The sequence below is a fragment of the Pseudomonas sp. MUP55 genome (genome assembly GCF_034043515.1).
In the GTDB taxonomy this organism is placed as follows: Bacteria; Pseudomonadota; Gammaproteobacteria; order Pseudomonadales; family Pseudomonadaceae; genus Aquipseudomonas.
In genome coordinates this window covers 3,690,353-3,707,554 of the sequence record NZ_CP138214.1, presented here as the reverse complement: position 1 = coordinate 3,707,554, position 17,202 = coordinate 3,690,353, and the positions used below count along the sequence as shown (strand labels likewise).

The window sequence follows — 17,202 nt, the reverse complement described above, 5'->3', positions numbered from 1 at the left end:
GTCAGACCCCCAGCTCTTGACGCTGGCGCTTCAAGTGCTCCGGCATCTCTTTGTAGACGTCTTCGAACATGGTCGCGGCGCTTGGAATCTGGCCGCCGGCGAGGGTGCCGTACTGTTCGGCCTGTTTCTGTGCCGCGATGACTTCGGCTTCAAGTTCGGCGCTGACCGCCGCGTGTTCCTCTTCGGACCACTGGCCAATCCTGATCAGGTGCTGCTTGAGACGGGCAATCGGGTCACCCAGCGGGAAGTGGCTCCAGTCATCGGCGGGGCGGTACTTGGACGGGTCGTCGGAGGTCGAGTGCGGGCCGGCGCGGTAAGTCACCCACTCGATCAGCGTCGGCCCCAGGTTACGCCGGGCGCGTTCGGCGGCCCAGGCGGAGGCGGCGTACACCGCGATGAAATCGTTGCCATCGACCCGCAGCGAGGCGATGCCACAGCCCACGCCGCGTCCGGCGAAGGTGGTGGCTTCACCACCGGCGATAGCTTGAAAGGTCGAGATGGCCCACTGGTTGTTCACCACGTTGAGGATCACCGGGGCGCGGTAGACGTGCGCGAAGGTGAGGGCGGTGTGGAAGTCGGATTCAGCCGTGGCGCCGTCGCCGATCCAGGCCGAAGCGATCTTGGTATCGCCCTTGATCGCCGAGGCCATGCCCCAGCCCACGCCCTGTACGAACTGGGTGGCGAGGTTGCCGGAAATGGTGAAGAAACCGGCGTCCTTGACCGAGTACATGATTGGCAGCTGGCGACCCTTGAGCGGGTCGCGCTCGTTGGACAGCAGTTGGCAGATCAGGTCCACCAGCGGCACCTCGCGGGCCATCAGGATGCTTTGCTGGCGGTAGGTGGGGAAGCACATGTCGTCAATGTTCAAGGCCAGGGCCTGGGCGCTGCCGATGGCTTCTTCGCCAAGGCTTTGCATGTAGAACGACATTTTTTTCTGACGCTGGGCGACCACCATGCGGTTGTCGAAGATGCGCGTCTTGAGCATCGCGCGCATGCCGCGGCGCATGATCTCGCTCGAGACGCCTTCGGCCCACGGGCCCAGGGCCTGGCCCTGGTCATCGAGCACGCGGATCAGGCCCTTGGCCAGGTCGGCGGTGTCGGAAGGCTCTACGTCGATGGCGGGTTTGCGCACCAGGCCGGCGTCGGTCAGGCGCAGGTAGGTGAAGTCGGTCTTGCAGCCTGGACGGCCCGAGGGTTCAGGGACGTGCAGGCGCAGTGGTTCATACGGCTGGGTCATGGCTTCTACGCTCGATCTTGTGAATTTCTTGTAGTGGGCGCGCTAGCTGACAGTCAGTCTTCGGGTAGAAGAAATCTTGTCCTACAACAATCATAGGCGTGGCGTAGAAGAATATTTATCTGTGTTTCATTGCGCCTGGGATCATTTGCGGATAAAAAATCTGCATAAACATAATAAACAGGTGATTTTGTCTCATGCGCAAACTGGACCGTACCGATATCGGCATTCTCAACGCCCTGCAGGAGAACGCCCGCATCACCAACGCCGACCTGGCCCGCTCGGTCAACCTGTCGCCCACGCCGTGCTTCAACCGGGTGAAGGCGATGGAGGAGTTGGGCCTGATTCGCGAGCAGGTCACGCTGCTGGACGCCGACCTGCTGGGGCTGCATGTCAATGTGTTCATCCATGTGAGCCTGGAAAAGCAGAATGAACTGGCGTTGCAGCAGTTCGAAGGGGCGATCTCGGATCGCCCCGAGGTGATGGAGTGCTACCTGATGGCCGGCGACCCGGACTACCTGATTCGGGTGCTGGTGCCGACGATCCAGTCACTGGAGCGCTTCATGATGGATTTCCTGACCAAGGTGCCGGGGGTGGCGAATATCCGCTCCAGCTTTGCGCTCAAGCAGGTGCGCTACAAAACCGCGCTGCCACTGCCGGCCAACGGCATCAGCCTCGGTTCCTGACACCCCACAGACCAAAATGTGGGAGGGGGCTTGCCCCCGATAGCGGTGAATCAGCTACACATAATTCCGAGATCGTTCCCACGCTCCCGCGTGGTAATGCAGCCCGTGACGCTCCGCGTCACCTGTGCCTGGTAGCCGAAACCTACTGCGGTTAACGGGACGCGGAGCGTCCCGGAAGGCATTCCCACGCAGAGCATGGGAACGATCCCCAGTGCCGGCCTACGGCATCAGCCTCGGTTGCTGACACTCCACAGACCAAAATGTGGGAGGGGGCTTGCCCCCGATAGCGGTGAATCAGCTACACATAATTCCGAGATCGTTCCCACGCTCCCGCGTGGTAACGCAGCCCGTGACGCTCCGCGTCACCTGTGCGCGGTAGCCGAAATCCACTGCGGTTAACGGGACGCGGAGCGTCCCGGAAGGCATTCCCACGCAGAGCATGGGAACGATCCCCAGGGTCAGCTACAGATAACTTGGCTGTCACACCGCCATCGGGAGCAAGCCCCCTCCCACATTTTTAACCCTGTTTCAAAGTTGGTTGAGGGGGATCTTGAGGTAGGTCACTCCGTTCTCTTCCGCCGGCGGCATGTTCCCCGCCCGTACGTTCACCTGGATCGCCGGCAACAACAGCGTCGGCATTCCCAGCCCGGCATCGCGTTGGGTGCGCATCGCCACGAACGTCGCTTCATCCACGCCGTCATGCACATGGATATTGCCCGCACGCTGCGCCGCCACGGTGGTCAGGCATCTGGCCTCGCGGCCTTCGGGCGGGTAGTCATGACATACATACAGTTGGGTTTCGGCCGGGAACGCCAGCAACTTGCGCATCGACGCATACAACTGGCGCGCATCGCCGCCGGGGAAGTCGCAGCGCGCGGTGCCCACGTCGGGCATGAACAGGGTGTCGCCCACCAGGATCAGGCGGCCATCGATCAGGTAGGCCATATCCGCCGGTGTGTGCCCGGGTACATGCAGCGCCTGGGCCTGCAAGCCGCCGATATGAAAGATTTCATTCGGCGCAAACAGGTGGTCGAACTGGGAGCCATCGACGCGAAACTCCGGCTCCAGGTTGAACAGGTGCTTGAAGACGTGCTGCACCTTGCTGATGGACTCGCCAATCGCAATCTTGCCGCCCAGCGTGCGTCGCAGGTAAGGCGCGGCAGACAGGTGGTCGGCGTGGGCATGGGTTTCCAACAGCCACTGCACCTCAAGGCCATGCTCGCGAACGAAGGCAATCACCTTGTCGGCCTGGGCGGTGCCGGTGCGCCCGGAAGCCGGGTCGTAGTTGAGCACCGAGTCGACGATGGCACAGGGACCGCCATCCGCTTCATAGACGACGTAGGTATAGGTCGACGATGCCTCGTCCAGAAAGGCTTGAATCAACGCTGGCATGGCGGCTGTCCCCGGTGAAGAAAAAAGTGGTTACAATCAGTTTACGTTTACACATAATGTTTTGAGCTTAAGTGAGACAGAGGAGCCGAGGCAAATGGAATCTACGTTGAGTGAGGGCGAAGTCGCCCAGTTGCGTGCATCGGCGTCCAAGGCCTGTTCCTTGCTCAAGGCGCTGGCCAATGAAGACCGCCTGCTGATCCTGTGCCAGTTGACCCAGGGCGAGCGCAACGTCGGCGAGCTGGAAGCCCTGACCGGCGTACGCCAGCCCACGCTGTCGCAACAGTTGGGCATCCTGCGGGACGAAGGGTTGGTCGCCACCCGTCGGGAAGGCAAATACATTTTCTACGGATTGGCTAGCCACGAAGTGATTCAAGTGATGAAGACCCTGTCCGGCCTGTACTGCGGCGCGGTCATAAAAAGCTGGGCGTGACGCCTTCCGGCAGCGACCCTTGTGTGCATTGACAAAAAAGGCAGTAGACCATGACCGAACAACACTGGGGACCCACCATCAGTGGCGATATCGTAGTCATCGGCGGCGGCTCGGCAGGCATCGGCCTGCTGGCCAGCCTGCTCAAGCGCGACCCGCAGCTGAACATCATCCTGATCGAACCCAACGATTTTCATTGTTACCAACCCGCCTGGACCTTGGTCGGCGGCGGCGCCTATGACCTGCAGAAGACTCGGCGCCCGTTGGCCGATGTACTGCCCAACGGCGTCACCTGGATCCAGGCCGCCGTCAGCCAAGTGCTGCCCGACGAGCAGCAACTGGTGCTCGACAACGACCAGCGCGTCAGCTGGAACCACTTGATCGTCTGCCCCGGCCTGCGCCTGGCCTGGGAAAAGATCGAGGGCCTGCCAGAAACCCTCGGCCGCCACGGTGTCACTTCCAACTACAGCTACCCGCATGCCGCCTACACCTGGCAACTGGTGCAGCAACTCAAGGGCGGCAAGGCGCTGTTCACCCAGCCGGCCATGCCGATCAAATGCGCCGGCGCGCCGCAGAAGGCCATGTATTTGTCCTGCGATCACTGGCTCAAGCAGGGCACGCTGAACAACATCGACGTTGAGTTCAACCTGGCCGGTCCCGCGCTGTTCGGTGTGCCGACCTTCGTGCCGCCCTTGATGAAATACGTCGAGAAATACAACGCACGCCTGGCCTTCAATGCCAACCTGGTAAAAGTCGATGGCCCGGCGCGCACCGCCTGGTTCGAAGTCAAGGACGCCGACGGCAACGTGACGGTCCAGGAGAAAACCTTCGACATGCTCCACGTCGTGCCGCCACAGGTCGCGCCGGACTTTATCCGCCAAAGCCCGCTGGCCGATGCCGGTGGCTGGTGCGAAGTGAACCCCCACAGCCTGCAGCACCTGCGTTACCCGCACATCTTCGGCCTTGGCGATGTGTGCGGCACCAGTAACGCCAAGACCGCCGCGGCGGTGCGCAAGCAGATCGTGGTGGTTGCCGAGAACCTGCTGGCCCTGCGCAAGCAGGCGCCGCTGCCGCTCAAGTACGACGGCTATGGCTCCTGCCCGTTGACGGTGGAGAAGGGCAAGGTGGTGCTGGCCGAGTTCGGTTACGGCGGCAAGCTGTTGCCGACCTTTCCCCTCGACCCGACCCGGGCGCGCCGCTCGATGTGGTTCCTCAAGGCCACGCTGCTGCCGTGGTTCTACTGGAACGGCATGCTCAAGGGGCGCGAGTGGCTGACCCGCCTGAGCAAGGTGGACTGAATGCTGCTGGCGAGTGTGTTGGGGGTATTGATGGGCCTGGTCATGGGCCTGACCGGCGCGGGCGGCGGCATCCTTGGGGTGCCGGCATTGGTGTTGGGACTGGGGCTGACGATGACCCAGGCCGCGCCGGTGTCATTGCTCGCGGTGGGCGCGGCGGCGGCGGTGGGCGCGATTGACGGCCTGCGCCACGGCCTGGTGCGTTACCGCGCGGCGTTATTGATCGCGTTGCTGGGCGCGCTGTTTTCGCCGCTGGGGGTGTTCATCGCCCATCAACTGTCGGAGCCGGTGCTGATGGGCCTGTTCAGCGCATTGATGGTGCTGGTGGCCTGGCGCATGCTGCGGCGTGAAAAAATCCAGGCCGGGCCAAGTGACCATGGCGCCGCCTCCTGGGCCCAGAAGAATTGCATGCTCAACCAGCAGACCGGGCGCCTGGCCTGGACGGCCAAATGCACGGCGACCCTGGCGGCGTTGGGTGCGGTCACCGGTGCGGTTTCGGGCCTGCTCGGTGTGGGCGGTGGCTTTCTGATCGTGCCGGCGTTCAAGCAGCTCACCGATGTGCAGATGCGCGGGATCGTCGCGACCTCGTTGATGGTCGTCAGCCTGCTCTCGTTGATCGGCGTGGTGGGGGCGTTTCATGCCGGCGTGAGCATCGAGCCGGTGGGCGGGGTATTTATCGGTGCGAGCATTGTCGGCATGTTGGCCGGGCGTCGCTTGTGCTCGGTGATTCCGGCGCGGGCGTTGCAGGTGGGCTTCGCCAGCCTGTGTGGGGTAGTTGCCGTCGGCATGCTCTTAAAGGCCGCGCTTTAGCCGCAGGCGGCTGAAGGCATCATTTGTGTGTCCAGGATGACAAAATGAACCCTGCTCAGGTTTACTGTTCTCTGAGTTAATGGCTTCACCGGCCTTGCGCGTCGGCTCATCAAGGTCATCGAATGGATAAATACACCCCGCACACCTGGCAACCCCACGAGCGGCCGAGCCTGCCGGGCTCGCCGTCGACGCCGTTGCACCCCACCCACAAACGCTGGCTGTATGCGCTGGTCGGCGTATTGGTGGCGATCACCGGCGGGCTGGGCAACGCGCTGGTGATCGCCAACCTGCAATACCTGCAAGGCGCCTTGGGCGCGACCACGGCGGAAATGGCCTGGCTGCCCGCCGCCTATGTCATGACCAACGTGTGCATGAACCTGCTGCTGGTGAAGTTTCGCCAGCAGTTCGGCTTGCGCGCGTTTACCGAAGTGTTCCTGGTGCTGTATGCGCTGGTGACCTTCGGCCATTTGTTCGTCAACGATCTCAACTCGGCCATCGCGGTGCGCGCGGCCCACGGCATGGTGGGCGCGGCGCTGAGTTCGTTGGGCTTGTACTACATGATCCAGGCGTTCCCGGCCAAATGGCGCCTCAAAGCCCTGGTGCTGGGGCTGGGTACGGCGCAGCTGGCGTTGCCCCTGGCGCGGCTGTTTTCCGAGGACTTGCTGCAGATTGCCGAATGGCGTGGCTTGTATTTGTTCGAGCTGGGCCTGGCGTTGATCTGCCTGGGCTGCGTGTTCCTGCTCAAATTGCCGCCCGGCGACCGTTTCAAGACTTTTGAAAAACTCGACTTCCTGACCTTCGCAATCCTCGCCACCGGCGTTGCCTTGCTCTGCGCGGTGTTGTCCCTGGGCCGCATCGACTGGTGGCTGGAGGCGCCCTGGATCGGCATCGCCTCGGCCTGTTCGCTGGTGCTGATCATGGCTGGCCTGGCCATCGAGCATAACCGCGCCAACCCGATGCTGATGACCCGCTGGCTGGGCAGCGGCACCATGATTCGCCTGGCACTGGCGGTGATCCTGATTCGCATGGTGCTGTCGGAACAGTCCACGGGCGCGGTGGGATTCATGCAGATGCTGAACATGAGCTACCAGCAGATGCACACGCTGTACGTGGTGATGCTGGCCGGTGCGATTGCAGGGCTGGTGGTCAGCGCCTTGACGATCAACCCGGCGCACTTGCTGATGCCGCTGGTGATCTCCCTGGCGCTGATGGCGACCGGGTCGGTGATGGACAGTTTTTCCAGTAACCTCACGCGGCCGCAGAACCTGTATATCAGCCAGTTCCTGCTAGGCTTCGGCGGTACCTTCTTTCTCGGGCCGACCATGGTGCTGGGCACCAAGAACGTGTTGACCAACCCGCGCAACCTGGTGAGTTTTTCGGTGATGTTCGGGATTTGCCAGAACCTCGGCGGCCTGATCGGCGCAGCGCTGCTCGGTACCTTCCAGATCGTGCGCGAGAAGTATCACTCCAGCATGATCACCGAGCACCTGACCCTGCTGGACCCCCTTGTTGCGGCGCGGGTGCAGAGCGGCGGTTCGGCCTATGGCGGTGTCGTTGCCGACCCGCAATTGCGCAACCTCATGGGAATCCGCAGCCTGGCCACGGCGGCCACCCGTGAAGCCAACGTGATGGCTTACAACGATGTGTTCATGCTGATCGCGATCATCGCGATCCTGACCATGATCTGGATTTTTGTCCGCAGTCTGTGGCTGATGAGCACCACCAAAGCAGCAACCCCTCCCGTTCAACCTGTCGGCGCCTCTTCATGACCGAACCCACGTCCACCACCACAACCACCAACGCCATCGCCTCCACGCCTGAGGGTTCCACGCCGCCGGGCGCTACAGTGACCGAACCGCGCTCGTTGCGGGTGCGTATCCTCTCGTCCCTGGGCTTTGCCGCGATTGCCATCGTCGGCGTGCTGATCGTGCTGTATGCGTGGCAGTTGCCACCGTTCAGCAGCGCGGTGGAAACCACCGAGAATGCCTTGGTGCGTGGGCAGGTGACGATCATCGGCCCGCAGCTCAGCGGCTATGTGTTCGAAGTGCCGGTGCAGGATTTTCAGTATGTGAAGGCGGGCGACCTGCTGGTGCGCCTCGATGACCGCATCTACAAGCAGCGCCTGGACCAGGCCCTGGCGCAGCTGGCGGTGCAGAAGGCGTCGCTGGCCAATGGGTACAGCAACGCAACAGCGCCGAGGCGACCATCAAGTTGCGCCAGGCCGCGCTGGTGGACAGCCAGGCGCAGGCCCGCAAAAGCACGGCTGACCTGCGCCGCAATGAAGAATTGATCAGCGACGGTTCGGTGTCCAAGCGTGAACTGGACGTGACCCGTGCCGCCAACGCGCAGACCATCGCCGCCGTGGCCCAGGCCCAGGCCAGCCTGGAAATCGCCGGGCAGGACCTGCAAACGGTGATCGTCAATCGCGGCTCGCTGGAAGCGGCGGTGGCCAGCGCGGAGGCGGCGGTGGAGTTGGCGCGGATCGACCTGTCCAACACGCGCATCACCGCGCCCCGCGATGGTCAGCTGGGGCAGATTGGCGTGCGCCTGGGGGCCTACGTCAACTCCGGTGCGCAGTTGATGGCGCTGGTGCCCAAGCAGTTGTGGGTGATTGCGAACATGAAGGAAACCCAGATGGACAATGTGCAGGTCGGCCAGCCGGTGACCTTCACCGTGGATGCGTTGAACCACCGCAAGTTTCACGGCACCGTGCAGCATATCTCCCCGGCGACCGGATCGGAGTTCAGCCTGTTGCAGGCCGACAACGCCACCGGCAACTTCGTCAAGATCGCCCAGCGCGTGCCGGTGCGGATCACGGTGGACCCGGATCAGGCCGAGAGCGAGCGGTTGCGGCCGGGGTTGTCGGTGGTGGTGAGTATCGACACGGCGGGGCGGCTGAAGAACAGTCCGCCCTGACACGCCGTAGAGCTGAGTGTGGAAGGGGCTTGGCTTGAGGCTTTATGTAGGAGCGAGCTTGCTCGCGAGGAATTCAGGCCCCCGCGCATATTCAGAATGAACGCGTTGTCTGGTCGTTTTTCGCGAGCAAGCTCGCTCCTACATAAGTCTTAGGGCAAGCCCCCTCCCACAGTTGGACTGTATTTCAGGGTGAAATCGAGGCAAATCGACTGGTTCTGTTCCAGCAACTTCAAGCCCGGCCTGCCTGGCAGGTGATGGGCATTCACCGGATGGCTGACCGGTTCGATGCAGAAAAACTCCAACCCTGGAGGGCAGTACAGCAGGAAGTAATCGGCGCCGGTGGCCTGGCATTCGAGGGTGTAACCCAGCTCTGGTTGTTCGATCAGGCAATACCCGTCCCATTCGCAGAAACCATTGTCCACCAGGCCTTGCGGCAGCGTTTGGGGGCGCCTGAAATCCCAGTCCCGCGGCACCGACGCCAATCCGGTCGGCAGCTTGGACGTATCACTTAACCACACCTGCGCAGCCTTGGCCTGCAACCGTGTACCCGGCCGGCGCGGAAAGTACGGGTGCAGGCCCACACCATGCCATGCGGCTGTTTCAGCCAGATGCGTGACCCGCAGTTCGATCCTCAAAACCCCACCGCTCAAGCGGATACGTTGCTCGGCGCGATAGGCGAACGGCGTGTCGCACGTCATTTCCAGCAGCACCTCATCCGCCGTGTGGCTGAGCACCTGCCATGCCTGTTGCCAGGCCGAGCCGTGAATCGGCAGCGGGTCGGTGAGGCTGTTGGGGGCCAGTGCGAGCCAGCCACTGGGCGTGTCGAACCCGCCTTCGGCAATCCGGTTGGACCAGGGCGCCAATGGATAACAGCCCAATTTGCCCGGCAGGCCGGTGTTGATGGCGTGTTCGTCGCTATGGCGCAGCAACGGCTGCCCGGTGGCGCGCACCGTCCAGTTGACGAGGCTGGCGCCGATGGCGGGGGCGAGTACCAGATGGGTGAGTTGATCCGTAAGCTCAACGACGTTCAAAGACACGATCGACCTGCCGTATGGAAATAGTAAAAACAGCGCTGCCCGAAATGTGGGAGGGGGCTTGCCCCCGATTGCGGTGTTTCAGTCAAAGATGCTCAGACTGACCTACTGCTATCGGGGGCAAGCCCCCTCCCACATTCAAGCGCCTTTGTTCTTGAAATTGGATTTACAGCACTACGCTCGGCAACCACAGCGACAAGGCTGGAATGTAGGTCACTGCGATAAGCACCAGGAACAGCACCGCATAAAACGGCAGCAGCGCCTTCACGGTTTTCTCGATGCTGACCTTGCCCACTGCCGCGCCCACGAACAGTACCGCGCCCACCGGCGGGGTGATCAGGCCGATGCCCAGGTTCACCAGCATGATCATGCCAAAGTGCACCGGGTCGACGCCGATGCCGAGGATCACCGGCATCAGGATCGGCGTGAGGATCAGGATCAGCGGCGCCATGTCCATCACCGTGCCGAGCAACAGCAGCATCACGTTGATGCACATCAGGATCACGTAGCGGTTGTCCGACAGGGTCAGGAACAGCGTGGTGATCTTCGCCGGGATCTGCATCAGGGTCATGATGTAGCCAAAGCTGGCCGCGAAGGCGATCAGGATCATCACGATGGAAATGGTGCGCACCGTGCGGTGCATCAGCTTGGGCAGCTCGCGCCATTTGTAGTCGCGGTAGATGAACATGGTCACGAAGAACGCCCACAGCACCGCAATGGCGGCCGACTCGGTGGCGGTGAAGATGCCCGACAGAATGCCGCCGAGGATGATCACCATGGCCATCAGGCCCCAGAGCGCGTCGGCGGCGATCTTCAGCGCCTGCTTCAAGGGAATGACCTCACCCTTGGGGTAGTCGCGCTTTTTCGCGAAGATCAGGCACAGCACCATCAGGCACGCGCTCATCAACAGGCCCGGCACCACGCCGGCCATGAACAGCGAGGCGATCGATACCGTGCCGCCTGCCGCCAGGGAGTAGAGCACCGAGTTATGACTGGGTGGCGTCAGCAGCGCCTGCACCGAGCCACTGACCGTCACCGCCGTGGCGAACTCGCGTGGATAGCCGCGGCGCTCCATCTCCGGAATCAGCACCGAACCGACCGACGCGGTATCGGCCACCGACGAGCCGGAGATTGCGCCGAAAAACGTCGACGCCATGATGTTGACCAGCGACAGCCCACCGCGCACAAAGCCCACCAGCACCCCCGCAAACGCCACCAGGCGCCGCGACATGCCACCCTCGGCCATGATCGCGCCCGCCAGCACGAAGAACGGAATCGCCATCAGCGAAAACTTGTTCACCCCACCCGCCACCTGGATCATCAGGGCCTGGAACGGAATGTCGATCCACCACGCACCGATCAGCGCCGACAAGCCCAGGGCGTAGGCCACCGGCATGCCGATCAGGATCAAGGCGATAAAACTGCCCAACAGAATCAATGCGTCCATCTCAGACGGCCCCTTCGCTTTCTTCAACCAGATCGAAGCGCACCACGCGCCGGTTGCTCTGGTCGCCCAGCAGCAGTTTTTCCACCACGAATACCAAGGTCAGCACGCCGCCAATCGGGATCGGCATGTAGGTGATGCCCACCCGCAGCGTAGGGATGGCGCTCATGAACTGGTTCCAGGTGGACAAGCACAGCTTGGCGCCCCAGATCGTCATGAACAGACAGATGGTGCCCATCAGCAGTTGGGAAACAATGCCGGCAATGCGGCGTTGGGCGGGGGGCAAGCGGTCGGTGATCATCGCTACCGACATATGCGCACCCGCGCGGTAGCTGGCGGCGGCGCCGATGAAGGTGAAGACCAGCATCAGCAGGATGGCGGTGGGCTCCGGCCAGCTTGAGCCGGTGCCGAGGATGTAGCGGGCAAAAATGCCCCAGGGAATGATCAGTGCGACCCCGAGTACCGAGAGGCCGGCGACCCAGATACAGGTCATGTAAATGCGGTCATTGATGCGCAGCACCAGATTCTTCATGGCGTTCACCGTAACCGGGCGCGGCTCGCTGCAAAAGCAGCGGAGCTGCGCCGGGCCTTGTCAGGGAGGAGGGCGTTATTGAACGGCGTCGATACGCTTGATGATGTCGGCGTAAGGCGCACCGTACTTGGCGCGAACCTGGGCGGTGGCGTCATAGAAGGGCTTTTTGTCGACGGTGATGAACTCGACGCCGGCCTTCTTGAGTTTCTCTTCGCTGCTGGCGGACTTGGCGTCCCACAGTACGCGTTCATCAGCCTGGGCGGCCTTGGCGGCTTTCCTGACCATGTCCTGCTGCGCGGGGGTGAGTTTGTTCCAGGTGATCTTCGACATCACGATGGGCTCGGGCAGGATCAAATGCTCGGTGAGGGTGTAGTACTTGGCGTTCTGGAAATGGTTGTGCTCGAGCAGCGTCGGCGGGTTGTTTTCCGCGCCGTCGATCACGCCGGTCTGCAGGGCACTGAAGATCTCGCCGGTGTCCATGGCGATGCCGTTGGCGCCCATTGCATTGAAGGCGTCGATGAACAGCGGGTTACCCTGCACGCGAATTTTCATGCCCTTGAGGTCTTCGATCTTGCGCACCGGTTTTTTGGTGTAGAGGTTACGCGTGCCGCCGTCCATCCAGGCCAGGGCAACCAGCCCGAATTCGGAATCGGTGATCTTGGCGAGGATCTCGTCACCAATCTCGCCGTCGATGACCTTGCGCATGTGCGCCTGGTCGCGGAACACGAACGGCAGGTTGAACACGTTGACGTCCGGCACCACCGGGCCGACGATGCCGAGGCTGACGCGGGTCATCTGCACGGCGCCGACCTGGGCCTGTTCCACCACTTCCTTTTCCGAGCCCAGCACGCCACCTGGGAAGTATTTGAAGGTCAGTTCGCCGTTGCTTTCCTTGGTCAGGGCCTTGCCCATGTTTTCTTCGGCGACGACGGTGGGGTAGCCGGCGGGGTGAATGTCGGCGAACTTGATTTCCAGCGCGTGGGCGGCGCTGCTGAGGGCGACAAGTGTTGCAGCGAGCAAGGTGCGTTTGAAGTCCATGGGAGGTCATTCCTGTCTTGTTATTGTTGTATTCAAGGCACAGCGATACAGCTAGAGGATGAAACTGGGTTCGGGCAGTCCCTGGACGCCGGGGTTGAGGGCGAACACGCCGCCGGACAGCGAGTGTTCACTCCCGTCGTCACGGATCGAAGTGACATACAAGGTGTCCAGGCGGCTGCCGCCAAAGGCGCACATGGTGGGTTTTTTCACCGGAACGGGCAGCGACTGGTCGAGGCGACCGTCCGGGGTGAAGCGGTGAACCAGGCCGGCATCGTTGGCGCAGATCCAGTAGCAGCCGTCGGCGTCCACGGCTGCGCCGTCGGGCCGACCGAGGTAGTTGTGCATGTCCACGAACACACGGCGGTTGGACGGCGTGCCGCTGTCGATGTCGTAGTCGAAGGCCCAGATTTGCTGCACCAGCGGGTGTGAATCCGAAGCGTACATCGTGCGGCCATCGGGGCTGAACGCCAGGCCGTTGAGGGTGATGAACCCGCCCAGCTCGGCATGGGGCGCAGCGCCTGACGCGAAGCGATAAAGGCTGCCTTCGGTGGCATTCTGGCTCATGTCCAGCACCATGCTGCCGGCCCAGAAACGGCCTTGGCGGTCACAGCGGCCGTCGTTGAAGCGCATGTCGGCGCGTGGATGTTCGACGCCGGCCAATAGCGTGGTATCGAGGCTGCCATCGCTGTGGGGGGTGAGGTGGAAAAAGCCGGTTTCCATGCCGGCCACCCAATTGCCTGTGTCGGTGCGCGCAATGCAGGCGAGCATCTCGGGGGCTTGCCACGTTGCGACGAGGCCGGTGGCCGAGTCCCAGCGCTGCAAGCGACCGTTGGGGATGTCCACCCAGTACAGCGCGTTTTCTTCGGGCACCCACACCGGGCATTCGCCCACGGCGTTGCGGGCGTCGACAATCAATTCTGCACTCATGGCCACTCATTCCCTTTAGGTTGCAGTGAACTCAGTCACCGAAGGGTCCCGCCGCGCAGAACGCGCCGCCCTGGTAGATTTTTGCCGGGTCGTTGTCCGCCACCGGCGGCTGGGTCTCAACCTGGGCGCGGAACACTTCGGAGCTGTCCTTGGGCGCAAAACCCAGGTGGGCGGCGTAGCGGTTGTCCCACCAGGTGTCCAGGTTATCCGACACGCCGTAGACCACGGTGTGACCCACGTTCGGCGTGTACAGCGCGCGTTCGAGCAGCTGGGTCAGGTCGTCGAAGCTCAGCCAGGTGTGCATCATCCGGCGGTTCTGCGGTTCCGGGAACGAGGAGCCAATACGGATGCTCACGGTCTCGATGCCGTAGCGGTCGAAGTAGAAACTCGCCATGTCTTCGCCGTAGGACTTGGACAGGCCGTAGTAGCTGTCCGGACGACGTGGCGAGTGGGCGTCGAGTTTTTCGCCCTGTTTGTAGAAACCGATCACGTGGTTGGAGCTGGCGAAGATCACGCGCTTGACCCCATGACGGCGCGCGGCTTCGTAGATATGGAAAATGCCGCTGATGTTCGCGCCAAGCACTTCTTCAAAGGGGCGCTCCACCGACACGCCACCGAAATGCAGGATTGCATCGACGCCTTCCACCAGGTGGTGCACGGCTTGTTTGTCGGACAGATCGCAGGTCTGCACTTCTTCATGGGCAGCGGCGGGGGCCATGTCGGCGATGTCCGACAGGCGCAGCACCTGGGCGTAGGGGCGCATGCGTTCGCGCAGGACTTTACCCAGGCCACCGGCGGCGCCGGTGAGCAGGATGCGGTTGAAGGGAGCGGGGGTAGTGGTGGTCATGGGTATTCCAGTTTTTGTTGTAGGTTGTCGTATGACTATGCCGAAGTATTGTTAGGGATCCCCAGGTTGTCAACGTTCTTACAGCCGAGTGAGATTCAAATGTGGGAGGGGGCTTGCTCCCGATAGCAGTGTGTCAGCAGTAGATTCGGTGGCTGATACACCGCCATCGGGGGCAAGCCCCCTCCCACATTGTTTTGCGGTGTTTTTTAGATGATCGGCAACTTTTAAAGCAACGAAATTGGATAGCTGATGAAGATCCGGTTTTCGTCGAATTCGTTATTGCTGAAGTCCCGACGCATGGTCGAGTTGCGCCATTTCACGTTCAAGTCCTTCAGCGCACCGCTTTGCACGGTGTAGGCCAGTTCCGACTCGCGGCCCCATTCCTTGCCATCGGTGATTGCTCCGGTGTGCACGTTACTGCCGCTGATGTAGCGGTTCATCATGGTCAACCCGGGAATGCCCAGCACCACGAAGTTGAAGTCGTGGCGCACCTGCCAGGATTTTTCCTTGGCATTGTCGTAGCTGGAGTTGTAGCTGTCGTTGGCCAGCGTGCCGCCGCTGGTGCCGTTGATGCGCATCCACACGCTGTCGCCGGTGAGTTTCTGCAGGCCCACGTAGAAGGTGTTGCCGTTGTACTTGGCCGACAGCAGGGCGAAGGCGGTCTTGTTATCGAGGTCGCCGGCCAGCGCGCTGCCGTCTTCCTTGCCATTGAAGAAACCGAGGTTGGCGCCCAGGGTCCAGTCGCCGACCGGCTGGCTGTGGGTGAGGTTGAGGTACTGCTGCTGGTAGATATCGGTGAGCTCGGCGTACCACAGGCCGACCTGGGTGCGCTTGTCGTTGAAGGTGTATTCGCCACCGCCGAAGTTGAACCGGTCGGAGGTGAACGCGGCTTTGCCGTTCATGAACATGTCTTCCATGCTCGCGTCGTTGCGCGGGCTGTTGCCGCGGAACTGGCCGCCGTAGAGGGTCAGGCCGGCAATCTCGTTGGACGTCACCTGGCCGCCACGAAATGTCTGGGGCAGGGAGCGGCCGTCATCGGAGCGCAGGATCGGCAACACCGGCATCCACTCGCCGACCTTCAATTCCGTCTTCGACAGCTTGGTTTTCAACGCAACGCCCAGGCGTCCGAAGTTGTCGGCGGGGCGACCGTCATCATGCACCGGCAGCAGCTGGGTGCCCGCGGTGCCTTTGCCGCCATCGAGCTTCTGCGAATACAAGCCCAGTACGTCAATGCCGAACCCTACCGTGCCACGGGTGTAGCCGGACCGGGCGTCCAGAATGAAGTTCTGCGTCCATTCTTCGGCCTTGCCCTGGGCATTGGTGGGGTTGGTGAAGTTGCGGTTGAAGTAGGCGTTGCGCAGGTTGAGCGTGGCTTTGGCGTCGTCGACAAACCCATCGGCGTGGGCCGTGAGCGGCAGGGTGAACGCGAGGCTGCTGAGGCTGATGAGGCCGAGGCGGTAGGAGGAATTGCGGGCGAATTGACTCACAGTGAGGCTCCCTTTTCTTTTGTTGTTTTTATTATTTGTCATACGTCGTCGTACAACATTGGGCGGGATATTTACGGGGTTTTAAAGGTGTGTCAAGCAGAAGTTATAGGATGACTTGCTCAGCCCGAATAAAAAGCGGGCACGGACAAATGTGGGAGGGGGCTTGCCCCCGATAGCGGTGGTTCAGTGAGAAGTGTATTCACAGACACACCCTTATCGGGGGCAAGCCCCCTCCCACATTTGATGGGTGACAACATAAGAACGGCGGGGTGTCAGCCGGCCATGACCATCGGCGGCAGGGTGCCCAGCAGGGAAACCGCCGCCACCGCTGCAACACCTAGTAACCATTCCACCGTCACGCTGACCTTCAAGCTGCCCACACGCTGTTCGCACTGTTTCAGGCGCAATCGGTTCAGCAAGGCCAGCACCAACATGCCCAGCACCAGCAGCACCTTGATCAGCAGAATCAAGGCGAACCCTTCGAACAGCGGCGTAGGCCACTGTTGCCCGGTGAGCACGCGCACGTTGATCAAGCCGGTCACCAGCAGACCGGCGACCAAGCCATAGCCCACGCCACTGAAGCGCCGCAGGATCGGCTGCAGCGCAAAGTGCGAGGGTTGCCTGAGGATCAGCACCAGCAACAGCAAGCCCCCAAGCCATGCGCCGACGCACATCAAGTGCACCACTTGGTTGAGGATCAGCAGTCGCCCGCTGAGCCCATCGAGCATGGCGCCATGCCCGACCGGTGCCAGCGTCGCCAACAGCAGCGCGACGATCGGCAGGCGCAGTGCGGCCCAGGGTTTGACCAGTACGATGACCAGCGCCAGGCTGAGCAGCAAATGCCACACCCACACCTGCCCAAAGAAGGTCTTGCCCAGCACCAGCTCCACAGTGGCCGGCTGCAACGCCGCGTCCCAACTGCCGGCCATGCTCGCGGTGATCAACAGTAGCCAGGCGACCCCGGAGCCCAGTCCCAGCCATGCCAGCCCACGGGTAATTCGCAGCAGCTGCCGGTCGAGTGCCGGTTGCGCGGCCGCGCCGAGCAACAGGGGCCTGAACACACTGGCCCCGAACATCAACAGCACCACGATGAAATGCACAAAACGGCACAGCACCAGCAGGGTCACCATGGA

The 17,202-nt window shown here is 62.1% G+C and carries 15 protein-coding genes and 1 pseudogene; 6 read left to right on the top strand and 10 right to left on the bottom strand.

What is annotated here, in order from left to right:
* Position 1 precedes the first annotated feature (1 nt).
* Positions 2-1,237: a 3-methyl-2-oxobutanoate dehydrogenase (2-methylpropanoyl-transferring) subunit alpha gene (locus tag SC318_RS16600; RefSeq protein ID WP_320427670.1), complete on the bottom strand. Its 1,236-nt coding sequence runs from the start codon at positions 1,235-1,237 to the stop codon at positions 2-4.
* Positions 1,238-1,431: 194 nt separating this feature from the next.
* Between SC318_RS16600 and bkdR the strand changes: the two genes are divergently transcribed.
* Positions 1,432-1,920, top strand: a complete 489-nt coding sequence (gene bkdR, locus SC318_RS16595; protein WP_003174877.1) for a Bkd operon transcriptional regulator BkdR — start codon at positions 1,432-1,434, stop codon at positions 1,918-1,920.
* A 528-nt stretch (positions 1,921-2,448) separates the two neighbouring features.
* Here bkdR and SC318_RS16590 read toward each other — a convergent pair.
* Complete coding sequence (locus SC318_RS16590) at positions 2,449-3,312, bottom strand: MBL fold metallo-hydrolase (protein ID WP_320427669.1); 864 nt, start codon at positions 3,310-3,312, stop codon at positions 2,449-2,451.
* A 94-nt stretch (positions 3,313-3,406) separates the two neighbouring features.
* Between SC318_RS16590 and SC318_RS16585 the strand changes: the two genes are divergently transcribed.
* The 5 genes and pseudogenes from SC318_RS16585 (at position 3,407) to SC318_RS16565 (ending at position 8,760) form a co-directional block, all read left to right on the top strand.
* Positions 3,407-3,742 (top strand): ArsR/SmtB family transcription factor, encoded by a 336-nt coding sequence (locus tag SC318_RS16585; protein ID WP_005789341.1) that lies wholly within the window; start codon positions 3,407-3,409, stop codon positions 3,740-3,742.
* A gap of 50 nt (positions 3,743-3,792) precedes the next feature.
* The gene (locus tag SC318_RS16580) at positions 3,793-5,037 is read left to right on the top strand and encodes an FAD/NAD(P)-binding oxidoreductase (protein ID WP_320427668.1); all 1,245 of its coding nucleotides are present in this window, start codon (positions 3,793-3,795) and stop codon (positions 5,035-5,037) included.
* Positions 5,038-5,844 (top strand): sulfite exporter TauE/SafE family protein, encoded by an 807-nt coding sequence (locus tag SC318_RS16575; protein WP_320427667.1) that lies wholly within the window; start codon positions 5,038-5,040, stop codon positions 5,842-5,844.
* Between the two features lie 122 nt (positions 5,845-5,966).
* Complete coding sequence (locus SC318_RS16570; protein ID WP_320427666.1) at positions 5,967-7,613, top strand: MFS transporter; 1,647 nt, start codon at positions 5,967-5,969, stop codon at positions 7,611-7,613.
* Positions 7,610-8,760: pseudogene (locus SC318_RS16565) on the top strand (HlyD family secretion protein). The gene SC318_RS16570 and the pseudogene SC318_RS16565 overlap by 4 nt, the downstream one beginning before the upstream one ends.
* 149 nt (positions 8,761-8,909) lie before the next feature.
* Here the strand turns inward: SC318_RS16565 and SC318_RS16560 are convergent.
* The 8 genes from SC318_RS16560 to copD all read right to left on the bottom strand — a co-directional run bounded on the left by SC318_RS16560 (position 8,910) and on the right by copD (position 17,199).
* Positions 8,910-9,797, bottom strand: coding sequence for an aldose 1-epimerase (locus SC318_RS16560; protein WP_320427665.1), 888 nt, complete (start codon positions 9,795-9,797; stop codon positions 8,910-8,912).
* 163 nt (positions 9,798-9,960) lie between these two features.
* Positions 9,961-11,241, bottom strand: coding sequence for a TRAP transporter large permease (locus tag SC318_RS16555; RefSeq protein WP_124387245.1), 1,281 nt, complete (start codon positions 11,239-11,241; stop codon positions 9,961-9,963).
* Between the two features lies 1 nt (position 11,242).
* Positions 11,243-11,770 carry a TRAP transporter small permease gene (locus SC318_RS16550; protein ID WP_320427664.1) on the bottom strand — a complete coding sequence of 176 codons (528 nt, stop codon included), beginning with the start codon at positions 11,768-11,770 and terminating at the stop codon, positions 11,243-11,245.
* Positions 11,771-11,845: 75 nt separating this feature from the next.
* On the bottom strand, positions 11,846-12,808 hold the full coding sequence (locus tag SC318_RS16545; protein ID WP_124387243.1) for a TRAP transporter substrate-binding protein: 963 nt from the start codon (positions 12,806-12,808) through the stop codon (positions 11,846-11,848).
* A 51-nt stretch (positions 12,809-12,859) separates the two neighbouring features.
* Positions 12,860-13,735: an SMP-30/gluconolactonase/LRE family protein gene (locus SC318_RS16540; RefSeq protein WP_320427663.1), complete on the bottom strand. Its 876-nt coding sequence runs from the start codon at positions 13,733-13,735 to the stop codon at positions 12,860-12,862.
* A 31-nt stretch (positions 13,736-13,766) separates the two neighbouring features.
* Positions 13,767-14,582, bottom strand: a complete 816-nt coding sequence (locus SC318_RS16535; protein WP_320427662.1) for an NAD-dependent epimerase/dehydratase family protein — start codon at positions 14,580-14,582, stop codon at positions 13,767-13,769.
* A gap of 224 nt (positions 14,583-14,806) precedes the next feature.
* Positions 14,807-16,069 (bottom strand): OprD family porin, encoded by a 1,263-nt coding sequence (locus tag SC318_RS16530; RefSeq protein ID WP_320427661.1) that lies wholly within the window; start codon positions 16,067-16,069, stop codon positions 14,807-14,809.
* A 272-nt stretch (positions 16,070-16,341) separates the two neighbouring features.
* A complete protein-coding gene (copD, locus tag SC318_RS16525) occupies positions 16,342-17,199 on the bottom strand; it encodes a copper homeostasis membrane protein CopD (protein WP_320427660.1) in 858 nt (285 codons plus the stop codon).
* Positions 17,200-17,202: the final 3 nt, after the last annotated feature.